Genomic DNA, 24167 nt, shown 5'->3' on the forward strand with positions numbered 1-24167 from the left:
AAGGTTTCTACTCGTAATCCTTGACCTTGCTGATACCAAAAGCAAAGCCGGCGTAAACATCCAGCCCTCTTGGTTTAATACCATTCGAGTTATTCCCGATCAATCCCAGAAAGTTATCTGTTCCCAACCAACCTGGCCCGATACGTATCGATGCCCCGGCTGTTACGCCCCGATTCAGATACGCAATCGGAAGAGACAGACTTATCCAGCGGGTATCGTAGCGAGGTATAACCGCCACTATGGTAGGCTGGTGAGTAGCCAGGGCGTTGACCGATCGAATGTCCTGCAAATAGGTAAAGTTGATTCCAAAACCGTCAGGTGCCTGATAATCGGCCATTAGGTTTAACGAGGTTGGCAAACCAGTTCTGAAACTGGTTTTATCGGGACTACGCCCTGTATTCAGCTTTTCCTGAATAACCCGCGCAATATCTTCCACCCCGCCAATATTATTAAAGTCACTACCACTAAACTGAACCGGATTTTGCCCGATCGCTGAATAGGCATATTCCTGGCCAGTATATGTCAGGCCGCCGATATCCGTTATGGCAACACCTAGTTGCAAGGCCGGGCTATCGCTGTCATATTGACTCACATAGGTCATTCCAATATCAAACCCAATTCCTTTTCCGGGGGCCGACGTACTGAACAACGTTCGGGGGTTTATAGTACGTCCCTGCAGGAAGCTGGTATAGGCCAACGTAGCATCGAGCCGAGTTACCTCCATTACCGCACTATTGATGTTGTTGGGGTCCTGTACGATCCGATAATCCATCCCCCTATTGATAATGTGCTGCGCGTTGTACCCTAATAAAAGCTTCGCTGTGGCTCCTAACAATAATTTTTCACCATCTCCTTCCCAAAGGGTACCGGCGTAGGTAAATCCAAGTTCAGCGAACGTATTGGTATTGGCACTAAATTTATTGTTAGTGGTAGGAATACTATACAGCGCCCGATCGACCAGACTCGCTCTGAACGCGGATAGAATCTCCTCCGAAGCACCGAAAATCTGCCCAACCGCCCGGAACCGGGACGTAAAGGCAATAGCAGATCGATCAGTAGGTTTAATTAATAACGCAGGTCCACGAACTTCTCCCATTATGGTCCCATTTTTAGGGTTACCATCGAGAATCTCTTTCGTATACGATGACTGAAATTGAAGTTCGCCATTCGGACCTTTGTACTGAGCCGGTACGTTTCCACTTACCAACCGGAGCAACGAAAACGGCGCCTGATACCGAACGTAATTGTTATTGACATGCGCAACTCCCGTTGCTACGTTAAGATATAACCGGGATGGAGAATCGGCAGCAAGGGCAGGATTAATATAGAGTCGATTCGTGCCCCCGTATCGGCTCGTTGAGATACCAAGAAGATTCTGAGCGATACTGTCCGCACGTATCAGGATAAAAAATAAAAAAGCAAGCAAATACTTCATGCAGTCACGGTTTGAATGGTAGAGTGTCCTGCAAAGTAAACGCCAATCTGTGCCGCTGGTTTACTACTCAGCGAATAATTCTGATTTAGTGGAATGAAAAATCCGTTGACTCGGCTGCTATCTCGCAACAAAATCAACGGATTATATCAATACGAACGGAGTATTTTTACACGCCCTCTGCCTCTACCGTTTTCACTTCCGGCACCAGACGAGTCAGTAAATTTTCTATTCCTGCTTTCAGCGTTAATGTCGATGATGGGCAGCCGCTGCATGATCCCTGCAACAGCACTTTTACGGTACCGCTAGGCTCATCGAAGGAATAAAAATTGATGGCGCCACCATCCGATTCAACCGCCGGACGGATGTACTGATCGAGAACCGCTTTGATTTTTTGCACCGTCTCCGAATCCATATCCAGTTTGGTGGTATTGGCATCCATTGTACGCTGGGCAAAAACCGGCTTCTGTTCACCAAAATACTCTTTCAGGAACAGTTTCACCTCAAACATCACGTCATCCCAATCGGTCTCATCGTCTTTCGTGATGGTGATGAAGTTACCGGAAATAAATACCCGACGCACGAAATCAAAACCAAACAGGTTCACAGCCAACGGAGATGCTTTTCCATCGAGAAGTGCATCAGCCGGTGTTGCATAGTCAAAGGATAATCCAGAAGGTACCAACTCAAAGTTTACGACAAACTTCATGGAGTTTGGGTTGGGGCTTCCTTCTGTGAAAATAGATACGGGACGATTCAGCGTAGGATTCATTATTAAAAAGTTTTCAGTCTACCAGTTATCGAGTGTGGCTTCTGGTATGGGTAACAGCCATCCTTTTGTTTTAGTTTTTGTCTAAATAAAAAGCCCGTTTGGAATTCTCCAAACGGGCTTTCATTGTGTATGTTATCAGCAATTAAGCTACTACTTCAACAGGAGCTGTTTCAACGGCTGATGGACCAGCAGGGATAATATCTACGTAAGACCGATTATCACGACCTGGACGGAATTTTACTACGCCATCGACTAACGCGAATAACGTAAAGTCTTTGCCCAAACCAACGTTTTTGCCGGGATGGTGCTTTGTGCCACGCTGACGAATAATGATATTCCCAGCAATAGCAGACTGACCGCCGAACAATTTAACACCTAAGCGCTTGCTTATCGAGTCGCGGCCGTTTTTGGAACTACCTACACCTTTCTTGTGTGCCATTTTCTTTTAAGAGTTTTCAGTTTGTAAGTTTTCGGTTTACAGCAAAAGACAGTTTGACAACTGAAAACTGTAAACTAAAGAACTGTAAACTTTTTACAGAGTAATATCTTCGATCAGAACTTTGGTCAGATACTGACGGTGACCATTTTTCTTTTTGTAGCCTTTACGACGCTTCTTCTTGAAGACGATAACTTTTTCGCCTTTCAGATGCTCAACGATTTTGGCCGTTACTGTTGCTCCTGCAACGGTGGGTGCACCTACGGTGATGCTACCTTCGTTATCAACAAGGAGAACTTTCACCTTGTCGGAGGCAAGCGCAGCGTCCACATCGCCTTCTAACCGGTGGGTATAGATAGAACGACCTTTCTGGATCTTGAATTGCTGCCCTGCGATCTCTACGATTGCGTACATGTTTATGTATAAATTGGAAATGAGGTGCAAAAGTAAGGTTTTTTCTATATAGACGCAATACGTTTGCCTTCATTTTAAAAGTGTTAGAAGCAAAATTGCGCTAAAAAGGGAGCTTAAGTGATGTTTGAATCAGATTAGTAGCGCACTTGGCGACAATTTTGCCATCAGCCGCCACAATCTGGCCTTCGCCGTGAATAATATTTTTACCCTCGCGAACGATCCGGGCCGTTGCGGTAATCACATCACCCAGCCGGGCAGCGTGTAAAAAATCGACCGACAAGTTCACCGATGTGTAGGCATATTCCCGACCCAGCGTAAACACAGTCGCCCCAATGAGGTCGTCCAGAATAGCCGCTGCTGCTCCGCCATGCAGTACGCCCGCCGGATTAGTCAGGTCTTCCCGAACAATATACTCTGCTACCAGCCTGCCATAGTCTGCTTCCCGAAGCGTTCCATTCAACCAGCGACCAAGTGGTGAGATGCTTGTTCGCATATCGACACCGATCTGCGAACGAAAAAAATCAAGCCGTGGGTTATTTAAATTGTCCATATCCAACAAAAATAGTACAAAACACAGCTATATCCCGACCAAAGGCTACTATTTATGGACTTTCTTGGGAGGTTATCAGGAGTTATACTACTTTTGGGGCAATTTTACAATGCCTTTTTGACCATTAGGAATGAATTATACGCTTACGCAACTTCCCGAACGGACCAGCAAGCCACGCCAAAGCGGCTTGACGATGGTTATGGACAAGGGATTGAGCATCCGTGAGGTTGAGGATTTTTTATCTACCTCAGCCGATCATGCTGACATCATCAAACTAGGTTGGGCCACTTCGTTCGTAACACCCAATCTTAAGGATAAACTCGCGGTTTATCGCTCAGCCAATTTGCCGGTTTATTTCGGCGGTACTTTATTCGAAGCATTCGTTGTTCGAAATCAATTCGACGACTATCGAAAACTGCTCGATAAGTACGGTATGGAATATGCCGAAGTTTCGGATGGGTCAATCGAGATGGCTCAGGACGAAAAATGTGAGTATATCAGCAAACTGGCCACGCAGGTTACTGTACTTTCAGAAGTTGGATCAAAGGATGAAGCTAAAATCATCCCTCCTTACAAATGGATTCAGCTGATGAAAGCTGAATTGCAGGCAGGGGCCTGGAAAGTTATTGGTGAAGCTCGCGAAGGTGGAACAGTCGGTCTTTTCCGTTCCAGCGGGGAAGTTCGCCAGGGTTTGGTCGAAGAAATTCTGACTCAGGTTCCTTTTGAGAGCATTCTGTGGGAAGCTCCTCAGAAAGAACAGCAGGTCTGGTTCGTAAAACTACTGGGTGCCAATGTGAATCTGGGCAACATTGCGCCACACGAGGTAATTCCGCTGGAAACCATCCGGTTAGGTCTACGGGGCGATACATTTATGCATTTTCTGGATAAATAGTCTATTGTTTTGCTGGTATCGGCACATTTTTCTTCACCCGGTACTGAAAACTGAAAAACACTGTTCCATGGAACTTATTAAATCATTGCTAGATTTCCTGCTCCATCTTGATCGCTATCTCGATGCATGGGCCAACGATTATGGCGTGCTCTTATATGCCATTCTGTTTCTCATTGTTTTCACAGAAACAGGCCTTATCGTGATGCCTTTGCTCCCTGGCGATTCGTTGCTTTTTGCGGCAGGGGCTTTAGCAGCTCGCCCAACCAATGAGTTAAGTGTCTGGGTTATTATTCCCCTGCTTATCGTGGCAGCATTGATGGGTGATAATGTCAACTATTTTGTCGGTAAGTTTCTGGGCAACCGAATTAAAATGCAGGAACGAATACTGTTTTTTAAGCGGGAATACATTGCTGAAACCGAAAAGTTCTACGCCAAACACGGCGGCCGAACGGTGATTATCGCTCGTTTTATTCCAATAGTGCGCACCATAGCGCCGTTTGTGGCCGGAGCCGGTAGCATGAACTACGGTACCTATATCCGCTTCTGCATTATTGGCGCCGTTTTATGGGTGGTTAGCATTGCGCTGCTTGGCTATTTCTTCGGCAACTTCCCGATCGTGCAAAAGAACTTCGAACTGGTTGTCTTTGGCATCGTCGGCTTATCGGTAATGCCAATCATTTTTGGTGCTCTGAAGAAACGATTCAGCAATTCAGCCGCTTAAGCACTAATCGTATTACGTTACGTTCTAAACGAGAAAACGGGCTTGAAGCCCGTTTTCTCGTTTAGAACGTAACGTCTTTTTTTACGTAGATTTTGACCTGTCATCCGTTACTTTCGTCAGCATATGGACCAATATAGCCTTACATTTGCTCAATCAATTGAAGTCTTTTGTCAATCCACTTAACAGACATGATCCGTTACGGACTTATCGGATTTCCCCTAACCCACTCGTTTTCGCAACGATACTTTACTGAAAAATTCTCCCGGGAAGGCATCTCGGGGAGCCGCTACGATTTGTTTGAAATGCCCGACGTAGCAACGGCTCTTCCCGAACTACTGCAGACGCCCGATCTTCGTGGTCTGAACGTAACAATACCGCACAAACAAGCCGTTTTACCATTCCTGGACCGAATAGACGTATCCGCCCAAAAAATTGGTGCAGTCAATGTTATTAAGATCGAAACTGATGGCTCGATAACCGGCTACAACTCTGATTATTATGGCTTTCGGCAATCACTAACGGACTGGTTATCGTCACTTAATCGCACAACAGATGGTCTGCAAGCTCTGGTCTTAGGCACGGGTGGCGCTTCAAAGGCGGTCATGGTGGCTCTGGCCGATTTACAAATCCCGTTCAAATCCGTATCCAGAACCAAAACAGATGGCAATCTGACCTATAGCGAGTTGCCCGATCTGTTATCATCCTACCAATTGATCATCAACTGTTCTCCCGTTGGTACGTATCCGAATACCGACGTAGCTCCCGACTTGCCTTATGATCAACTGACCAGCCAACATTTGCTATACGATCTGGTCTATAACCCGGCCGAAACCCAATTCATGAAAATTGGAGTAAAACAGGGGGCAGCCGTACTGAATGGCTATCAAATGCTGGTCCTGCAAGCCGAAAAAGCCTGGGAAATCTGGCAGTCAGCCGATTAATAGAACGTAGTATATCTAGTCAAACACACGAAAACAATACCTAATGCCACTACACGTTTTTGCCATCATAACAGCCAAACCTGGCGCCGGGGCTGCCCTGAAAACAGGTTTGCAGGATCTTGTTAGTAAAGTTCGAACCGAAGAAGCTTGCTTGTTATATGAGTTGTTCGATAGTACTGAACAGCCCGAAAAATTTATCATGAACGAGCTTTGGACCGACGAAGCAGGCCTACAGGCACATAATCAGATGCCTCACATGAAAGAATTTGGCGAGCTGGCAAAAAACTGGCTGGCTGGTCCGCCCGAATTACTGAAAATTGAGCGGTAAATAAGGTCTTTATCCGAAACTCTATCAACGTTTTATGCAGGAATTCATCATTAAAAATGCCGTTGTATTCACTGGCGATACGTTTCTTTCTGGTCAATCAGTACGTATTGCGAACGGTTTTATTCAGGAAATTTCAGAGACCGATACTGATTTACCGGTTGTTGATTTTGAAGGCGATTATCTGATTCCGGGTCTGGTTGATTTGCAATTGTATGGCGGTTCTGACTTATTTCTGAACGAGAAACCGACTCCAGATACGGTTCGGCACATCTACGAGAGTCACTCGCGTAATGGCACCACGACGCTGCTGCCAACTATTCATTCAACGTCGCTCGACATTATGGTTCAATCGGTGGCAGCCGTTCAGGCGGTTCGCCAGGAGAATCCGCTGGGCGTACCGGGTGTTCATATTGAAGGACCTTATTTTAATCCGGTTAAGCGGGGCGCTCATAGCACAGCATTCGTTCGTACGCCTGCCGAAGGAGAACTCGAAACATTATTCAGTCAGAATGCTGATGCGATACGTATACTGACACTGGCACCGGAAATTCTTACGCCAGAGCAGCTGGACAAAATCAAAACATTAAAACATCCGAATACCCGATTATCGCTTGGACATAGCAATGCTACGTATAACCAGGCAACAACCGCTTTTGATGAAGGAATTCCCCTGGCCACGCACCTCTATAATGCGATGCGTGGATTCGAAAGCCGCGAACCCGGAATAGTTGGTGCGGTGTTCGATCATCCAACCGTACGAGCCAGCATTATTGCCGACAGCTATCATTGCAACCCTGCTTCGATCAGAATAGCTTACAAACTACTTGGCGAACGGCTGTTTCTTATTTCGGACGCGCTTTTTGCCAACCCGCCCCGCCCAACGTTTGAACTGGGTCAATTTATCGTTCATTTTGAAGCTGACCCGAACGGTCCCGGTCGCTACGTTAATAATGAAGGTAATCTGGCTGGCTCAGCCATTACGCTTATCGATTGTGTTCGCATTGCGGTTGAACAGGCGCAGATTCCGCTCCTGAACGCTCTTCGAATGGCATCACTGCTTCCTGCCGAAATTATTGGTCTGCATGACCAGATTGGTAAAATCGAACCCGGCTACGTAGCGAATCTTGTTCGGTTAGACCAATCCCTGTCCGTTAAACAGGTATGGCTGGCTGGTCAGCCTACAGAAGCCTAACGTACCGGTTTAGTTTTGGCCAGACGGCTCTCACATAGCCCTCCTATTCTTTGTGAGGGCTATTTTTATAGACACTCAATTCATCGTCGCCTACTTTCTCCCGATTGATTAACTCCCCCTGAACAGTGGGCGCTTTGACACCTGCCTGGAGCATCGTATCACTACGAAACACACGCATTTCGTCCCATAACCCGATTTCCATGAACGAACGTAACAACGCTGCCCCTCCCTCAACCAGAACAGACTGAACGTTGCGGGCGTAGAGATCAGCCAATAGTTCAGGGATTGAATAAGCAACTACATACGTCAGATTATGTTGATTCTCATGTGTCTGCTCGCTTTGATGATAGACTATTGTTGGTTGCGAACAATCAAACAGATGTAAATCAGACGGTAACGAACGATTCCTGTCCACCACGATGCGAATTGGATTCGCTCCGGGCCACAATCGGGTATTCAGACGTGGATTATCATTCCGGGCGGTCGTGGTTCCTACCATAATAGCATCTTCTTCCGAGCGCCAGCGGTGAACCAACCGATGTGACAGATCGCCACTGATTTTGACGGGTTGCCCGTTTTCGGTCCCAATAAAACCGTTGGTGGTTTCGGCCCATTTCAGGATGATGTAGGGCCGTTTTTGTTCAATAAATGTAAAAAAACGCGCGTTCAATTGAAGCCCCTGGTCTTCCAGTAAACCGGTTTCTACGTCTATCCCGGCTGCACGAAGTGTTGTAAACCCTTGTCCGGCAACCAGCGGATTGGGATCATTATTGCAGCAAACTACTCGCTTAATTCCTTTCTCGATCAGCAAATTAGCGCAGGGCGGTTGTTTACCGTAATGAGAGCAGGGCTCCAGCGTTACGTAGGCCGTACTTTCCGGCAATAAATGTTCATCCTGAGGCTGAATAGAAAAAATAGCGTTACGTTCAGCATGCGCTTCGCCATACCGCTGATGCCAGCCTTCGCCAATAATCCGCCCTTGATGTTCTATAACACAACCAACCATTGGGTTTGGGCTCACATTTCCTCTACCCAGGGTTGCTAATTCTAGCGCACGACGCATAAAGTTTTCCATACAAAACGGCCAGTGAAGGGTCTTTATAAACAGAGTTTATGGCTCCTAGCAACAAACTATAAGCCATAAACCATAAACTTCCCTATTTTTGGCAAAATTACTCGACTTAAGTCAATGGCCACCGCCAAACCACTATATCAACGGCTAAGCAAAAATATTACAGCCTACCCTCCCGAAGAAGCACGTGAAATGGCATTTATGCTACTCGATCATTATTTCGGCCTGCGTAAGACCGACGTATTGACCGATAAACCGTTGCCCCCCAACCGGACAGAACCCGACTGGTTTAAAATACTGGAACGACTAAATCGGCAGGAACCCATTCAGCACGTCATTGGAACGACTATTTTCTGCGGACTGGAGTTTGAAGTATCTCCTGACGTATTGATTCCTCGTCCCGAAACCGAAGATCTGGTCCGGCTGATCATGCACGACTTTGCCGACCGTACCGACGATGTGCACATTGTAGACATCGGTACCGGCAGTGGTTGTATTGCTGTCACGCTATCTCGTTTTCTGCCGCAGTCGGTTGTTACGGGCTGGGATGTTTCCGATGAAGCACTGACTCTTGCGCAACGTAACGCCCATAACCTGAATGCCGACGTTACGTTCACCATTCAGGATATCCTGAGTGTACCGGTTGACTTCGCGGAAAAATTTGACTGCGTAGTTAGCAATCCACCCTACGTAACGCGTTCCGAAGCCGCCGAAATGAACCGGAACGTATTAGATTACGAACCAGATCTGGCTTTATTTGTGGAAGACAGTGATCCGCTCGTTTTTTACAAAGCTGTAGCTGATTTCTGCGTTCGCCATTTGACTAAAGATGGGGCCTGTTACGTTGAAATAAATGAACGGTTCGGTAATGCGACTCAACAGGTATTTGCCGAACGTGGTTTTACGAAAATTCAGGTTTACAAAGATATTCATGGCAAGGATCGCAGTATCCGGGCCACTTTTTAAGTTTATAGGTTAAATGCCTTCAGTTTTCAGTTTATGGTTTATAGTTTATAGTTTTCAGTTGGCTGACGCAGGAGAATCGCTACGTGTTAGTCAACTATAAACTGAAAACTGAAAACTATAAACTGAGAATTGAAGCCTGAAGACATTAATGCAGGCAACGTCATTTACATATCATACAAAGATTCGCGAAGTATTCAGCGAGATGAGTCAGGTTGTCGTGGGGCAGGAACGCCTGCTCAACCGGTTGCTCATTGGCCTGTTTACGGGCGGACACATTTTACTCGAAGGAGTACCCGGCCTAGCCAAAACCTTAACGATCAATACGTTATCCAAAGTACTGGATCTTGATTTTCAGCGAATTCAGTTCACGCCCGACCTTCTGCCCGCCGATTTGATCGGCACCATGATTTTTAATCAGAAAACAGCGGAGTTTGAAGTTAAACAGGGGCCCATTTTTGCGAATCTGATTCTAGCCGACGAAGTAAACCGCTCGCCCGCCAAAGTGCAGGCTGCTCTGCTCGAAGCGATGCAGGAACGTCAGGTAACGATTGGTGAAGAAACATTCGTTCTTGATCGGCCTTTTCTGGTATTGGCGACCCAAAACCCCGTCGAGCAGGAAGGAACTTACCCACTTCCCGAAGCGCAGGTCGACCGGTTTATGATGAAAGTCTTCGTAGACTATCTGAATAAAGACGAAGAGCTGGAGGTGATGCGTCGAATGTCAAACATGAATTTCGACTACGAGGTGCAACCTGTTCTTAGCAAGTCAGATCTGGTAGCCATTCGCGACGAAATCAACAGCATTACGATATCCGAAACGCTGGAACGGTATATTATCGAGCTTGTTTTTGCCACTCGTCGCCCCATGGAATATAACCTACGCGACGAAGCCCGTTATATTCAGTTTGGGGTTTCGCCCCGCGCCAGTATTAATTTAAATCTGGCGGCCAAGGCACTTGCCTATTTCGATCGACGTGAATACGTACTACCCGAAGATATCAAGGAAGTCGCTCCCGATGTCTTTAATCACCGGATTATGCTTAACTACGAGGCAGAAGCCGACGGCGTAACAACCTTACAGGTTATTGATTCGATTTTGCGGAAAGTGGCCATTGGTCGTTAGTTTCTTCAGGAATTTCTGCTTGCTTCTTTCTGTTTTGTTACCATGAAGCAAAACAGTGTTTTTGTTGGCATTGCAGTCATTCTGGCGGGTGCATTGTGGATTTATGGTACGTATTTGTCTACCCCGAAGAAAGCGCACCGTTTGCCTGCTGGGGCTACGTCGCCCCAAGGGAAACGAGTTGAGAAAACGGATGCCGAATGGCGCGGATTATTAACGCGAAAACAATACGCCGTTACCCGCGAGCGGGATACCGAGTGGCCTAACAGCAGCGAACTAACCCACGAGCATCGTGCAGGACTCTACAGTTGTGTGTGCTGTCATAACCCGCTTTTCTCATCCAGAACCAAATTCGATTCAGGTACAGGCTGGCCCAGTTTTTATGATCCGATTGTAGTCAACGCTATCTACACTGAACCCGACGGAAGCCGAACGGAAGTTCGTTGCTCCGTCTGCGATGCACATCTCGGCCACGTATTTACCGATGGTCCCGAACCAACCGGGCTTCGATTCTGCATGAATGGAACCGCTCTGTCATTCACTCAGGTCAGTCAGTAAATGAAAAAGACCCAGCAAATCTGGGTCTTTCTACTAGTTTAAATCTATTACTTCAATATCGGTTCCAGGGCTTCCCGATTTGCATCGAGCCAGGCGTGAATATCGGTGACTATTTCACGTATACCTTTTTCAGGTTTCCAGCCCGTCCGTTCCGTTACGTTCGTATTATCGGTAATATATAGCCGAATGTCAGCTGCCCGATTTTCGGCCACTTCCTTAATAGGAATGGTTTTTCCGGTCACTTCCTGACATATTTTGGTCAACTCCTGCAACGACGCGCTGCTTTCTACACCACCACCCGCGTTCAGGATTTCACCATTCACCTGATCCAGATGATGTAACTCCCAATCAATCAGGCGATACAGATCATCGATATGAAGCATATCGCGGGTTTGTTTGCCCGTCCCACCATAGCCGATGTAAGATAACTGCTCCTCAAAGTAGTGTTTCGCAATCCAGAGCACCATCACGCCCTGATCTACTTTTCCCATTTGCCACGGCCCTGTAATGACACCACAGCGGTTAATGACGGTCTTGAGACCATAGAATTCATTGTACTCCTGGATGAGAAGCTCAGAAGCCAGTTTTGTTGTACCGTATAGCGACCGAGCACCATCGAGCGGGAAGTTTTCGGCAATACCACGCGACGATACGCCCGCAACCGGCTGGTCGTCGGTAAGCACAAACCGAGTGTCTGCCTCCTCAAAATTCAGCGTTTCGATTGTTTTGATCGGATAAACGCGGCTTGTCGACAGAAAAATAAAATTGGCTTTGTGTTTTAACGCGTAGTTCAGGCAATTGACCGTACCGAACAGATTGGTATTGATCAGGTAGTCAGGGGTTCCGTCGAGTCCCGCCAGAACAGACGGTTCAGCCGAAGCCTCAATAACCGTATCAACCGCCGGTAACGAATCAAAATCTTCTTTACTACGTATATCGCCGTGAACAAACTCAATACCGGCAGCTTTTAGCCGAGACAGACTCAATTCAGAACCGCGACGTTTCAGATTATCGAGGGCAAAAATCTGGTAATCAGGATAGTTTTTCTTGAGCGCAATGGCCAACGATGAGCCAACAAATCCGGCCCCGCCGGTGATTAGGATCTTCATAGTGACTGATTGAATGATTGATTAGTTGAATGACTGAATAAAAATGGGAACGTACCATTGATCGATTCAATCACTCAATCGTTCAATCATTAGGAAGTGATACGTTTGAGTTTAATATTTTCCACTGGCCGAATAACGAGTGGCACTTTCTCGATCTTAACCGAGCTACTGTCCAGCCCAAACCAGCGATCTTCTGAGGTTGTGAAGCTCTTGATATTGAAGTACAGATTCATGATGAACCGTTCCCAGAATGGAAGTTCGTTCTCGAACGAGAGAAATTTTTCCAGTACAACAAATCGGAAATCGCCAATAACGTTCTGCCCACGTAACGATTCGTATCGGCTGGTAATATCCACCTCTTTGTTACGTACCATGTCTTCAATAACCTTTCGGAAAAAGAGATTGATCCGTTGCTCAACGCGGAAACCTAACTTAAACGTCACTTTATAAGCATCATCCGGGGCAATCGTATTTACTTTATATTCCATCGTATACGGATCATCTGTTGTGTCAACGTGTACGAACCAGTAGATATCTGCCCGTTTAGGCCGTTTCTGGAAGATGGAATAAATGATTTTCGATTCTATTTCTGATTGCCGGGCTGCGTTGCTCATAAACACCAGGTGAGTCGCATACTTCGGAATACTGATGTCCCGGCTTAACTCTTTAATAGCCTGAATGTAGTGGTCGATACGGACATACTCCGTTAAGCGGAGTTTGATCTGGAATGCCCTCAGCCAGATAATCATAACCGCTGCCATCAGACCACCAATCAACACCGACACCCAACCGCCATGCGTAAATTTGGCCAAATTGGCAACCAAGAAGCATGACTCCAGAGCCAGATAGAACACCAGAAAGACAACAACCAGCCAGGCGTTATACTTGTGTGAGTACATGTAATAACTAAACAGGATAGTACTCATCAACATCGTGAGCGTAATGGAAAGGCCATAAGCAGCTTCCATCCGCGACGACTCCCGGAAGTAGAGAACTACGCCAATACAACCGGCAAAAAGCAGCCAATTGATACTAGGAACGTAGAGCTGACCTTTCTGATTGGATGGATAACGTAGGCGAACTTTAGGCCAGAAGTTAAGCCGGATCGCTTCACTGATCAGTGTATAAGCGCCGGTAAGCATCGCCTGACTCGCAATAACGGTAGCAGCAGTTGCTACGCAGATACCAATAATGAGGAACCAATCGGGCATCAGCGCATAGAACGGATTTTGCTCGCCCAGAGGCTGACCAACCAGACTTTCAACAAAAGCACCCTGTCCAAAATAGTTGAGCATCAGGCACGCTTTCACATAAATCCAGCTAACCCGAATATTGGCCCGACCACAGTGTCCCATATCGGAATACAGCGCTTCGGCCCCAGTGGTAGACAGGAAAACGGCCCCCAGCAACCAGAACGATCCCGGCGTTTGGGTCAGGAAGTCGTAGGCGTACTTTGGATTGATTGCGTATAGAATCGTCCAGTCATGGACAATATAATTAATGCCTAATACCCCCAGCATGGTAAACCAGATCAACATGATTGGCCCAAAAGCTGTACCGACCACGCTTGTTCCGAATGTCTGTATTAGAAACAAAACGGCCAGAATCCCAATAACGATGGGAACGGTTGGCAGATTTGGATAGAGAATTAACAACCCTTCAATAGCCGACGAAACCGAAATTGGCGGGGTTATGATACTATCGGCCAGCAGCGCACTTCCCCCAATAATAGCGGGAATTGTTAACCATTTCGCGTGTCTTCTGACTAAAGCGTATAACGCAAAAATGCCACCCTCCCCTCGGTTATCTGCTCTTAGTATGAGCAGGACATATTTGATGGTAGTCTGTAAGGTAACTGTCCAGAAAATACAGGAGAGAGCTCCTCGAACAACGCTGACCGTAACAGGCTCGGTACTGCCAACAATCGAACGTAACACGTATAAAGGCGATGTACCAATATCGCCGTAAATAATACCCATTGCCACCAGTAAGCCAGCGGCACTTACGGTGTCTATCTGTTTTTTATCTTCCATAAGGTAGGCTTGCGCCTTGTCGATTTACGACGGGGTCAAAACGGGGCAAAGATAACCGATGTTTATATTTGTTAGACTTGGTACTAGCGAAACTTATGTTTTCTACCGATCAAGAAATCCACTAATAGATTTTGCCGGGCCTCCATTTGGGTACACTCATACATAGCCCGGCCCGCCTAACAGTTTGGGGCAAGATCGAACTGCTCATCATTATTCGCTTATAATCAACGCACTAGCCCCAGCTGACAAGTGTTATTTAATTGTTCTGACGCCAGAATAGAACGCTACAAATGATACGTTCCATTGTTCAATTTTCCGGACTAAATCATTAGTTAATAAATTTAAATTTTAGTACAAAAACCAAACATTAGTCTAATTCGTAGATAAAACGTTAACCAACCCTCCTATCAGGTTTTGTTTAATTAGGTGTGTTTGAGCAGATGGCCCGTTCTTTGGATGGGCCGTCTCTGTTTTTTGCCAGTAAATCATAACGAAAATAAACCAGTCAAACCGGGCAATTAGCGCACAGACTACGTAAACAACGTGATAGGTCGATGTAAGTCTATGCTACGGCACCGTTTGACTGGTTCAAGAAAAAATAGCAAGGCAATTAGCAAAAAGAGTACGTTTGGCGCTCTAACCAACTGAGCTACACCGGGGTAATGTCCCGATGACCGGACTCGAACCGGCAACCTGCCAAACCACAATCGAAGTAACTCTTATCTACGGCACTTGCTACAATTATTATAGGGCAACAGCCAAACAGGGTACATACCGGGGAGTCGAACCCCGACTTGCCTTTACAGGCTTTCAACCAATCGAACGAAGTAGCCCTGTTTTACGGCACCTATAAAATCAATAACAGGAGTAACATGCGAAGTAAGCTCTAAGCTCAGGGTATGCCAACCAGACCGTAACGGCGAACCGCCCGATCCGATCCATTTTGTTCACTTCGTTAGCAAAATGATTTTACCCTTTTCCGTAATGGGTCGAAGTATCTCACCTCTACGACATCCTGTTTTTATTAACCGATAAAACCCTGGAGCCTTATCGTATCTCAAAGTACAATCTCATGGATGGCACTTAGTGTTGTCTGTCCCTCTTCAAGTGCCTGCAATACGTCAAACACTTTATCGGACCAGCCAGCAATCAGGTACACATCATGTTGCTCAACCCGAAGCGGTACCTGGCCATAGCCAGCTAAATCGAACAAATACAATTTCGCATCAGGAAATAGGGCTTTATACGCCTTCCATTTTGATACCAGCGTATTGCGCGCCGACTTGTTCTGCGATGAACTATCCCACAGCTGCGTATCGGTAAACAACATAATCCGATCCGCCTTGTAGCGTTGCTTGATCAGATCATCAAGTACCTGATAGCCATTTGTCGCGTAGCCCACTTCGCCTTCGCGTCGGTAAAACTCATCGACATTGGCCAGAATGCTTCGCGATGGCAACGTAACGGTTTTCCACGTATCGCCGAACATCCCGCTCAATACGTTCCGGCACTTTGCCTGTAACAGCATACCTAATAGCAAGCCAATATCATACAATAAGACTTTACTTTTCGGTGAAACTGGTTGCTGCATTGACCCCGATACATCGCAGGCAATGACTACGCTTGTTTGGTAGGTGAATCCACGCAGGTTTGCCACACTAGCATACAAGGCATCTTCCAGCGCTTCGATCAGCATCGCTACGTGCCCATTCGGCAAATTTTTCAACTCGCGGTAGGCAGCCAGAAACCGAAACGGTAATTGTTTTGCCTGACGAACAGCTTTTTCATTAGCCAGCAATTGACAAACCTTTTCAATATGTTTTCCACTAACGCCAGCTTCCAGCATATTACGCAGGTTACGTAACGTAGCCATATACCCTAACCGTTTGCTTTCGATCAGTTCTTCCCATTTGGCGCGTACAGCTTCTTTCCTTGCTGCCTCGCTTGCAAACGTTGTTTGCCCTAACAGACTCAGCTCGGTTTCCCAGGTATAAGGCGTTTCCAGCGAATCATTGATCAACTTATTGAATACAGTCTGCTGATCTTCATTCTTCGCTTTTGGATGCACCAGAAACAAGGCATCTCGCAGCGTAACGGCAGTAGCCTTATTGTATTTGGCAAACTGGTATTCATCAAACTTGTTGAATGCCGTTGCCAGTCCTTTCTGCAATTGCTTCGATAGTCGTCCAAGCTTCTTGATACCCGTGCGCTGGTTCGTTAGCTGATAATAAGCCAGTAACTCCGTAATCTCGTCGGGACGCTGCACAGCCCGGCCCACGGCCTGCCCCACTAGTCCATCTCCATTATGCACTTTAGCCAATTCGCCCAGTAACATCATCGGCGCCGAACGCAGGTACATCTGTTCCCTGACGTAGACGGCTAGTTTGGCCACAAAAACCGGATCGACTTTGCCAACCAATTCCTGAATCCGGGCCATGCGTTGATCCGCTTTCTGATAGTGAGCGTCGTTCAGCATAGTGGTTACTACAGCCGAATACAACTCCGCTTCTGGCGGCAACATAAACGCTTGAGCCCCTTCATGGTTGACTGTTTGCGTAGTCTGGTGGTTGAAAAAGTTGAATTTCATGATCGTCGGTGTTTGTTTTATAAACTTGACGATACAAAGGTTTTGGTCATGTGCGCAGTCTTTTTGCGCAGATAAAAAATTTTTCAGTTTTTTTCGCAGAATTTTCCCTGAATCACCCATTTCATTCCGTAAACGACTTTCTACTCCATGCCTGCCAACCGAAACGCACTTATTCGTTACCGTGCCATCGACAATTGTCTGACCAATAAATACCGTCAATGGACGCTGGACGATCTGATTGAAGCCGTATCGGAAGCACTATATGAGTATGAGGGGATGACAAAAGGAATAAGCCGCCGAACCATTCAGGCCGATTTGCAGATGATGCGTAGCGACAAACTCGGCTACAACGCCCCGATCATCGTTACTGACAAGAAATACTATGCCTATGAAGATCCAACCTACACAATCACACAAATTCCGCTAACTGGTCATGATTTGGGACGTATCAGCGAGGCTGTTGATGTGCTCAGACAGTTCAAGGGTTTTTCTCATTTCGAACACCTGGGTGGTGTTGTACAAAAGCTGGAAGCCCACGTTTACTCAGCTACGACCAAACAGCAGACAATTATTGATTTCGAAAAAAACGAGCATTTAAAGGGCCTGACTCACCTGGATGGGTTCTATCAGGCCATTGTGCAGCGAAGAGCGTTATTTGTTACGTATCAATCGTTCAGGGCTCGTGTGTCGAGCCAGTTTATTTTTCACAGCTGGTGGCTGAAAGAATTTAAAAACCGCTGGTTTGTGGTCGGCACACGTGGCAACCAGGCCGACATCATTCATCTGGCTCTGGACCGAACGCTATCCATCGCTGTTGCCGATGATGTTACGTATCGCCCTAATACCGGCATTACGTCCAACGATTACTACCACGACGTAATTGGCGTAACGGTCAGTCAGACGCTACGTCCGCAAGCTGTTCGTATTTTTGTTACGTCCGAGCATGCTCCTTACGTGGAAACAAAACCACTTCATCATTCGCAACAGTTGATCGAACGACGCGACGATGGTATCACCATTGAGCTGAAGGTCCAGTTGAATTTTGAATTAGAACGGGAGATTCTGAGCTTTGGCGATAGCATGAAAGTACTGGCGCCCGCCCGTTTAAAAGAGCGTATTAGTCAGCGGCTCAACAATGCAATGGCCTTGTACAAGGACGAGTTTTAACTTTAATCCGCCAAGAACTCACTAACCACGTTCTGTTTGCCTTTAGGTCAATGTATCCCAAAGCAGGTAACCATTCAGGCCAATAATCAGCACCGCCACGGACCAGGATACTACTTTTATCCAGCCTGGATTGACAAATCGCCCCATTTTTAGCTTATCACTGGTGAATGTCACCAGTGGGACAACGGCAAAACTCAATTGTAGCGACAGAATTACCTGACTGAAAACAAGCAGTTCCGACGTACCGTGTTCGCCGTAGAGAATAGCCACAATCAATGCCGGAACAATTGCCACCAATCGGGTTATCAGTCGGCGCAGCCAGGGTTTGATCCGTAAATTTATAAAGCCCTCCATCACAATCTGTCCAGCCAATGTACCCGTCAACGTAGAGTTCTGTCCTGAAGCTAATAAGGCCACCGCAAACAGAATTCCCGCAAGTTTAACGCCCAGTATAGGGTCTAAAAGCCGATGCGCATCTGTAATATCGGCCACGTGCTGATTGCCGGAAAAGTGAAACGTTGCCGCCGATAAAATTAGAATAGCGGCATTAATGAAAAACGCCAGAAATAGTGAAACCGTTGAGTCGATGGTAGCAAACTTGATCGCCGACGCCCGGCCCGCTTCATCACGGCCAAAATCGCGGGTTTGTACAATACTTGAATGCAGATACAGATTATGTGGCATGACCGTAGCCCCCAGAATGCCAATGGCAATATATAACATACCGGGATTGGTCACGATTTCGGTACGGGGAAGCAGGCCACTTGCTACGTCGCCCATGGCAGGTTGCGACACAATTAATTCGTAACCAAAGCATCCTACAATCAGGAATATTAAACTGGCAACAATACGTTCAATAGCCTGAAAACCCTTATTCTGTAAATACAGCAACAACAATACATCGACGGCCGTAATCAGAATACCGATGGTAAGCGGCAGGCCAAATAATAAATTTAGGGCAATAGCGGAGCCAATTACTTCGGCCAGGTCGGTAGCCGCAATGGCGATTTCGGCCAGTAACCAAAGCCCTATGGCCGTTGGGCGGCTATAATGATCCCGGCAGGCTTGCGCCAGATCCCGTCCTGTTGCAATACCCAGTTTGAGCGACAGATGCTGTAGTAGAATAGCAAACAGGTTAGAAATCAACACGACCGATAAGAGCCGGTAGCCAAACTGAGCGCCCCCTGCAATGTCGGTTGCCCAGTTACCAGGGTCCATATAGCCTACGGCAACCATTAATCCTGGTCCCAGGTATGCCTTTAATGTTTTAAAGAAACCGCTGTCTTTAGGTACGTGGACGGAGCTATGCACATCAGCCAGGGAGTTCTCGCCTTTGTCTTGCTGCCATCCTTTCATGGTTGTATTCGTCGCTTCCATAATTTTCATTGCTACGCGCAATGGAAGAAATCTGTTTTGATCGCGAGGTCTTGACTACTTATACCAGACACGCTGCAATACACTGTTTATCTGGCACCTGCTCCTAATCCAACGATCAAATATAAGGATTGTTGAAATATTTTTTTAGACTTATCTAAATTTTTAGAAAGTTTAACATAAAAACTATCTTTGCGGGCAAACTGTTTGAGGCTATCTGATCGTTTTTATGGAGTAGCCATTGCTTATGCATTCGTTCACTGAAGAAAATTATCTAAAGACAATCTATTACCTCGCTACTCGTATGGAGGGCGAAGTGAGTACGAATGCACTAGCCGAAATGACGGCCACCAAAGCGGCTTCAGTAACCGACATGCTACGTAAGCTGTCAGAAAAACAGTTAATTCATTACAAAAAATACCAGGGCGTTCGGCTCACCGAAGAAGGTGAACGGCTCGCTCTTCAGATTATCAGGCGTCACCGTTTGTGGGAAGTTTTTCTGGTTGAGAAGCTGGGATTTGGCTGGGATGAGGTTCACGAAATTGCCGAAGAGCTGGAGCATATCCGTTCCGATGAATTAGTTACCAGACTGGATGCTTACCTGGGCAATCCACAGTTCGACCCCCACGGCGATCCTATTCCAACCTCAGCTGGGCAGATGCCGGAGACAGGCTATCGGAAACTATCGGAGGTTAAAATGGGGGAACTGGTACGGCTTATGGGCGTACTCGAACATTCGACCGAATTTCTGCAACATCTCAATCATTTTCAGCTAACGCTGGGCTGTTCGGTAGCGGTAACCGAAATCAATACCTTCGACAAATCGGTTCTACTACGTATCACCGATGATCGTATGGTATTTGTTAGTCACGAAGTGGCAAAGAATTTATTAGTGGATTAGTTCGCCCGGAGCTGACTGGTTACCCAACGTGATGTAGCCAATCAATACGGGGTGAACGCGAAACAACATCATGAAACTACTAGACGGGTATATTCTCAAACGTTTTCTGCAAACCTATCTTTTCGTTGTAATCGTTATTGTGCTGGTGGTTGTTATGATCGATTACACCGAAAAAGTCGATAACTTTCACAAAACCAATGCACCAGCGGGCGAGATTCTCTGGAATTATTACCTGAATTTTATACCCTATTGGGCCAATTACATTAGCCCTCTTATGGTATTCATCGCCACCGTCTTTTTAACATCACGGCTGGCTGCCCGTACTGAAATTATTGCGATTCTGAGTAGCGGTGTCAGTTTTGTCCGGCTTTTGTTTCCCTATGTATTAGGAGCCAGTGTACTGGCCGTTCTGACCTATTTTATGGTCAACTACATTATTCCCAAAGCGAACAAAACACGTATTGCGTTTGAGATTAAGTACATTAATGAAGCCTATACGTATTCGCACCGTAACGTTCATATCAAGATTGCCCCTGATGTTTACGCCTATCTGGAAAGCTACAATAACCTGAGTAACACGGGGTATAAATTCACACTCGAACGGATCGAAGGAAATCTACTAAAGCAAAAACTCACCGCCGATCGTATTGAATGGGATGCCAAGAAAAAGAAATGGGGGGTTTATGATTATACCATACGGACCATCAATGGTCAGGAAGAGCTGCTGACGCCAGGCACACGAATAGACACTACGCTCAACCTGAAACCGGATGACTTCAGCTCCGACTTCAACCTCTACGAAACCCTCACCCGCCCGGAATTGAATCAGCGTATTGATATACTACGTAGCCGGGGGTCTGATGGGGTTGAAACGTATTTGCTGGAAAAATACAGCCGCGACACACGCCCGTTTGCCATTTTAATTTTGACTGTTATTGGGGTGATCATGTCGGCCCGGAAAAGCCGTCGGGGTGTAGGCTGGCAGGTTGCTTTAGGCTTCTTTCTGGCTTTTACGTATCTATTGTTTTTCATGCTCGCCAAAGGGATTGCCGAATCCGGAAATTTAAATCCTGTTCTGGCCGTATGGTTACCAAACCTTATTTTTACGCTCATAGGTGTATTTTTGTACAATACAATTCCCAGGTAAAGTTTGTGAAGATAGAGTAAGCTGCTTTTCCCATTCATCTTCACCCAGTAGCCCATGTCGCAAAAGCCCACATACTCGGATTATTTCCAGCTTCATTTCATCGTCCTTATCTGGGGGTTCACGGCAATTCTGGGAAAACTACTGGAACCCCTCGACTCATCTGCGGTCGTATTATTCAGAACGACGCTTGCCGTTTTAGGAATAGGAGTTGTTCTGAAAGTCCGCCAACAATCGATACAGGTATCGCCATCTGACCGCTGGCGACTGATAGCCACTGGCGGACTTATTGGTCTGCACTGGGTACTTTTTTTTGCCGCTGCCCGTCTGGCGAATGTTTCAGTGTGTCTGGCCGGTATGGCGACTAGCTCATTATGGGCCAGTTTGTTGGAACCATTAATTTTAAAACGGAAAGTAGAACTGATTGAGGTTATTCTGGGAGGGGTCGTGATGGCCGGTTTGTACCTGATTTTTCAATTCGAATTCGATAAAGTAGCAGGTCTGATTGTTGCTATGCTAGCCGCAATGCTCTCTTCTCTTTTTACGATTATAAACAGTCGATTTACACAACGTTACGAAGCTTTAGTCATTTCCTTTTACGAGATGGCAGGCGCTTCTGTTGGTGCACTGGCGCTCTGGTTCGCATCACGTATGCTGACGCCCTATGACGCTACGTCGATGATTCAATACGTACCCACTACACCCCTGCAATGGCTCTGGCTAATCATCCTGTCAATGGTATGCACCGTTTATGCTTATACGATCGGAGTGGGCCTTTTACGAAAATTTTCACCCTATATGGCTGTCTTAACCGTAAATTTGGAGCCGGTATACGGAATTTTACTTGCTGTGCTGATTTTTGGTAACACCGAGCGTATGACAATCGGGTTCTATTTAGGTACACTTGTTATTTTAGCTGCGGTAGTTGCTTATCCGCTTTGGAAAAATCGACCAGGTAAAACTAAAACCCAACTACCAACCCCGCTTTAATTGCACTTTCATGAGCATTTCTTCGCCATTAGCGCGTTCTGTTACGTTTCTGTTTCTTGTCTTATCAGTGGCAGCGGCCTTGCCGTTGGTAGCCTTATCGTTTTACAATCACCCATCGCCTACCGACGACTACTGTTTCGCCAATACGTCTATTCACTATGGATTCTGGCAATCGCAGCAGATTTATTATAATGGATGGAGTGGCCGATTCTTCCATAATTTCCTTGTTCATGGTAGCCCGCTCATTTTTGGCTGGTATGAGGGGTATAAAATTTACCCCATTGTATTACTAGTCCTTTTGATGCTGGCATTTTATGCCTTCAGTAGCCAATGGCTCCATGATTCATTTGACCGTACGACTAAAGTTGGTCTGGCTGCCGCTTTATTTGTTAGCTTCATTACAACCTTAGCCAGTGTGCCGGAATATATGTACTGGTACGCAGGTATGGCCTGTTACAGTCTTTCCACTGTCTTCCTGTTATTTCTGCTCGCGACGTTACTAATCCACCAACGCCGTGGGTTCAGCTGGCAGTCGGGCTATTTGTTGCTGGAGAGCTTCTTTCTGGTCTGCATCATAGGGTCGAGTGAAACGGGTATGGTGATGGCCATGTCGGTACTGGCTATGATTGCCTTCGGAGAGTTCCTGCTACGTCGTAAACTTTCTTTTACCATACTCATCCTGTTACTGGTAGGAGCTATTAGCTCTTACTATCTAGTCACAGCGCCAGGCAATGCGATTCGAATGAGTGGCAACCCTAACAGTGCCAATATTCCCCTAACGGTTCTTTCGTCGTTACGTTTCTCGTTCGGCTACTTCACCCGCCAGTTGTTTAGTACGCCTTTGCTGCCGTTGTCGTTATTGTATATCCCAATTGCTTATCAGCTTACGGCTAAACGGCCGCTCCCAGCCTATTTACGTATTCACCCGCTATTAGGAATTGCCCACGGCTTAGCGACAGTCTTTACGTTAATCTCGCTCCACTTCTACGGAGTCGGCGTAGCACCTGCTTTTCGGCTTATCAATATTATCAATCTGGTATTCTGGCTTAGTTGGGGGTACAATTTAACCTTGCTCGTCATTGCTTTCCGGACACGCTTAAATCCCGCATTTTGGACTAAATATGCCCTTCCAATTGTAGCTGTTTCGCTGTTTTTGACAGGCTTATCGGCCGCGTTCGGCCCCGAAATTTCCCTCACGTACGGCGATTGGTTAAGCGGCCGTGCAAAACAATACGACATGGCAATGCAGGATCGCTATAAACTAATGGCTCAGTCGGGAGACGCTTCGGTACTGGTAGCCCCCCTACCGGTCTATCCAGCATCGATGTTTATCGAAGACATAAAAAACAATCCGCAGCATCTATGGAACCGTTGCTGGGCCGATTATTACCATAAAAAAGCCATTGTTTTGAAAGATTCTCTGTAGTTAAATAGAAATTCGCCTTTTTAGCGCATTGGTCAGTTGAAG

Annotated in this window: 23 protein-coding genes; 13 read left to right on the forward strand and 10 right to left on the reverse strand. The window is 46.4% G+C overall.

From position 1 onward, the window contains the following. Window positions 1–7 precede the first annotated feature (7 nt). The 5 genes from GK108_RS11595 to GK108_RS11615 form a co-directional block, all read right to left on the reverse strand. The gene (locus tag GK108_RS11595) at window positions 8–1435 is read right to left on the reverse strand and encodes a DUF5723 family protein (protein WP_163947705.1); all 1428 of its coding nucleotides are present in this window, start codon (window positions 1433–1435) and stop codon (window positions 8–10) included. Between the two features lie 166 nt (window positions 1436–1601). Beyond that, window positions 1602–2204 carry a NifU family protein gene (locus tag GK108_RS11600; protein ID WP_163947708.1) on the reverse strand — a complete coding sequence of 201 codons (603 nt, stop codon included), beginning with the start codon at window positions 2202–2204 and terminating at the stop codon, window positions 1602–1604. Between the two features lie 142 nt (window positions 2205–2346). Then, entirely contained in the window at window positions 2347–2643 is a 297-nt protein-coding gene (rpmA, locus tag GK108_RS11605) for a 50S ribosomal protein L27 (RefSeq protein ID WP_163947711.1), read from the reverse strand. 93 nt (window positions 2644–2736) lie between these two features. Beyond that, window positions 2737–3054, reverse strand: coding sequence for a 50S ribosomal protein L21 (gene rplU, locus GK108_RS11610; RefSeq protein WP_163947714.1), 318 nt, complete (start codon window positions 3052–3054; stop codon window positions 2737–2739). 100 nt (window positions 3055–3154) lie between these two features. Next, window positions 3155–3604: a PaaI family thioesterase gene (locus GK108_RS11615; protein ID WP_163947717.1), complete on the reverse strand. Its 450-nt coding sequence runs from the start codon at window positions 3602–3604 to the stop codon at window positions 3155–3157. Window positions 3605–3734: 130 nt separating this feature from the next. Between GK108_RS11615 and GK108_RS11620 the strand changes: the two genes are divergently transcribed. The 5 genes from GK108_RS11620 (at window position 3735) to nagA (ending at window position 7678) form a co-directional block, all read left to right on the forward strand. After that, on the forward strand, window positions 3735–4496 hold the full coding sequence (locus GK108_RS11620) for a phosphosulfolactate synthase (protein WP_163947720.1): 762 nt from the start codon (window positions 3735–3737) through the stop codon (window positions 4494–4496). A gap of 67 nt (window positions 4497–4563) precedes the next feature. After that, a complete protein-coding gene (locus GK108_RS11625) occupies window positions 4564–5217 on the forward strand; it encodes a DedA family protein (protein WP_163947722.1) in 654 nt (217 codons plus the stop codon). A 188-nt stretch (window positions 5218–5405) separates the two neighbouring features. Then, window positions 5406–6158: a shikimate dehydrogenase family protein gene (locus GK108_RS11630; RefSeq protein ID WP_163947726.1), complete on the forward strand. Its 753-nt coding sequence runs from the start codon at window positions 5406–5408 to the stop codon at window positions 6156–6158. A 43-nt stretch (window positions 6159–6201) separates the two neighbouring features. Then, window positions 6202–6486 carry a putative quinol monooxygenase gene (locus tag GK108_RS11635; RefSeq protein WP_163947729.1) on the forward strand — a complete coding sequence of 95 codons (285 nt, stop codon included), beginning with the start codon at window positions 6202–6204 and terminating at the stop codon, window positions 6484–6486. 34 nt (window positions 6487–6520) lie between these two features. Then, window positions 6521–7678 (forward strand): N-acetylglucosamine-6-phosphate deacetylase, encoded by a 1158-nt coding sequence (nagA, locus tag GK108_RS11640; protein ID WP_163947733.1) that lies wholly within the window; start codon window positions 6521–6523, stop codon window positions 7676–7678. Between the two features lie 43 nt (window positions 7679–7721). Here nagA and ribD read toward each other — a convergent pair whose 3' ends face one another. Beyond that, a complete protein-coding gene (ribD, locus tag GK108_RS11645; protein ID WP_163947736.1) occupies window positions 7722–8753 on the reverse strand; it encodes a bifunctional diaminohydroxyphosphoribosylaminopyrimidine deaminase/5-amino-6-(5-phosphoribosylamino)uracil reductase RibD in 1032 nt (343 codons plus the stop codon). A 114-nt stretch (window positions 8754–8867) separates the two neighbouring features. Between ribD and prmC the strand changes: the two genes are divergently transcribed. The 3 genes from prmC to msrB all read left to right on the forward strand — a co-directional run bounded on the left by prmC (window position 8868) and on the right by msrB (window position 11394). Next, window positions 8868–9716 carry a peptide chain release factor N(5)-glutamine methyltransferase gene (gene prmC / locus GK108_RS11650; protein ID WP_163947739.1) on the forward strand — a complete coding sequence of 283 codons (849 nt, stop codon included), beginning with the start codon at window positions 8868–8870 and terminating at the stop codon, window positions 9714–9716. A gap of 148 nt (window positions 9717–9864) precedes the next feature. Further along, window positions 9865–10839: an AAA family ATPase gene (locus GK108_RS11655; RefSeq protein ID WP_163947742.1), complete on the forward strand. Its 975-nt coding sequence runs from the start codon at window positions 9865–9867 to the stop codon at window positions 10837–10839. A gap of 42 nt (window positions 10840–10881) precedes the next feature. Then, complete coding sequence (gene msrB, locus GK108_RS11660; RefSeq protein WP_163947745.1) at window positions 10882–11394, forward strand: peptide-methionine (R)-S-oxide reductase MsrB; 513 nt, start codon at window positions 10882–10884, stop codon at window positions 11392–11394. Between the two features lie 47 nt (window positions 11395–11441). On the opposite strand, the gene GK108_RS11665 is transcribed toward msrB, so the two are convergent. The 3 genes from GK108_RS11665 to GK108_RS11675 form a co-directional block, all read right to left on the reverse strand. Further along, window positions 11442–12503 carry an NAD-dependent epimerase/dehydratase family protein gene (locus GK108_RS11665; RefSeq protein WP_163947748.1) on the reverse strand — a complete coding sequence of 354 codons (1062 nt, stop codon included), beginning with the start codon at window positions 12501–12503 and terminating at the stop codon, window positions 11442–11444. An 89-nt stretch (window positions 12504–12592) separates the two neighbouring features. Beyond that, a complete protein-coding gene (locus GK108_RS11670; RefSeq protein WP_163947751.1) occupies window positions 12593–14536 on the reverse strand; it encodes a KUP/HAK/KT family potassium transporter in 1944 nt (647 codons plus the stop codon). Between the two features lie 1057 nt (window positions 14537–15593). Further along, window positions 15594–17123, reverse strand: a complete 1530-nt coding sequence (locus GK108_RS11675; RefSeq protein WP_163947754.1) for a TROVE domain-containing protein — start codon at window positions 17121–17123, stop codon at window positions 15594–15596. Window positions 17124–17270: 147 nt separating this feature from the next. Between GK108_RS11675 and GK108_RS11680 the strand changes: the two genes are divergently transcribed. Beyond that, complete coding sequence (locus GK108_RS11680) at window positions 17271–18290, forward strand: helix-turn-helix transcriptional regulator (RefSeq protein ID WP_163947758.1); 1020 nt, start codon at window positions 17271–17273, stop codon at window positions 18288–18290. 42 nt (window positions 18291–18332) lie between these two features. Here GK108_RS11680 and GK108_RS11685 read toward each other — a convergent pair whose 3' ends face one another. Beyond that, window positions 18333–19667 carry an Nramp family divalent metal transporter gene (locus GK108_RS11685; protein WP_163947761.1) on the reverse strand — a complete coding sequence of 445 codons (1335 nt, stop codon included), beginning with the start codon at window positions 19665–19667 and terminating at the stop codon, window positions 18333–18335. A 244-nt stretch (window positions 19668–19911) separates the two neighbouring features. Here GK108_RS11685 and GK108_RS11690 point away from each other — a divergent pair, with 244 nt between their 5' ends. From GK108_RS11690 to GK108_RS11705, 4 genes are all read left to right on the forward strand, one after another. Beyond that, window positions 19912–20565 carry a metal-dependent transcriptional regulator gene (locus GK108_RS11690; RefSeq protein ID WP_163947765.1) on the forward strand — a complete coding sequence of 218 codons (654 nt, stop codon included), beginning with the start codon at window positions 19912–19914 and terminating at the stop codon, window positions 20563–20565. Window positions 20566–20635: 70 nt separating this feature from the next. Continuing rightward, window positions 20636–21712, forward strand: coding sequence for an LptF/LptG family permease (locus GK108_RS11695; RefSeq protein ID WP_163947768.1), 1077 nt, complete (start codon window positions 20636–20638; stop codon window positions 21710–21712). Between the two features lie 54 nt (window positions 21713–21766). After that, window positions 21767–22699, forward strand: a complete 933-nt coding sequence (locus GK108_RS11700) for a DMT family transporter (protein WP_163947773.1) — start codon at window positions 21767–21769, stop codon at window positions 22697–22699. 10 nt (window positions 22700–22709) lie between these two features. Then, window positions 22710–24125, forward strand: coding sequence for a DUF6056 family protein (locus GK108_RS11705; RefSeq protein WP_163947776.1), 1416 nt, complete (start codon window positions 22710–22712; stop codon window positions 24123–24125). Window positions 24126–24167: the final 42 nt, after the last annotated feature.

It is taken from the genome of Spirosoma terrae (assembly GCF_010435915.1).
Lineage (GTDB): Bacteria > Bacteroidota > Bacteroidia > Cytophagales > Spirosomataceae > Spirosoma > Spirosoma terrae.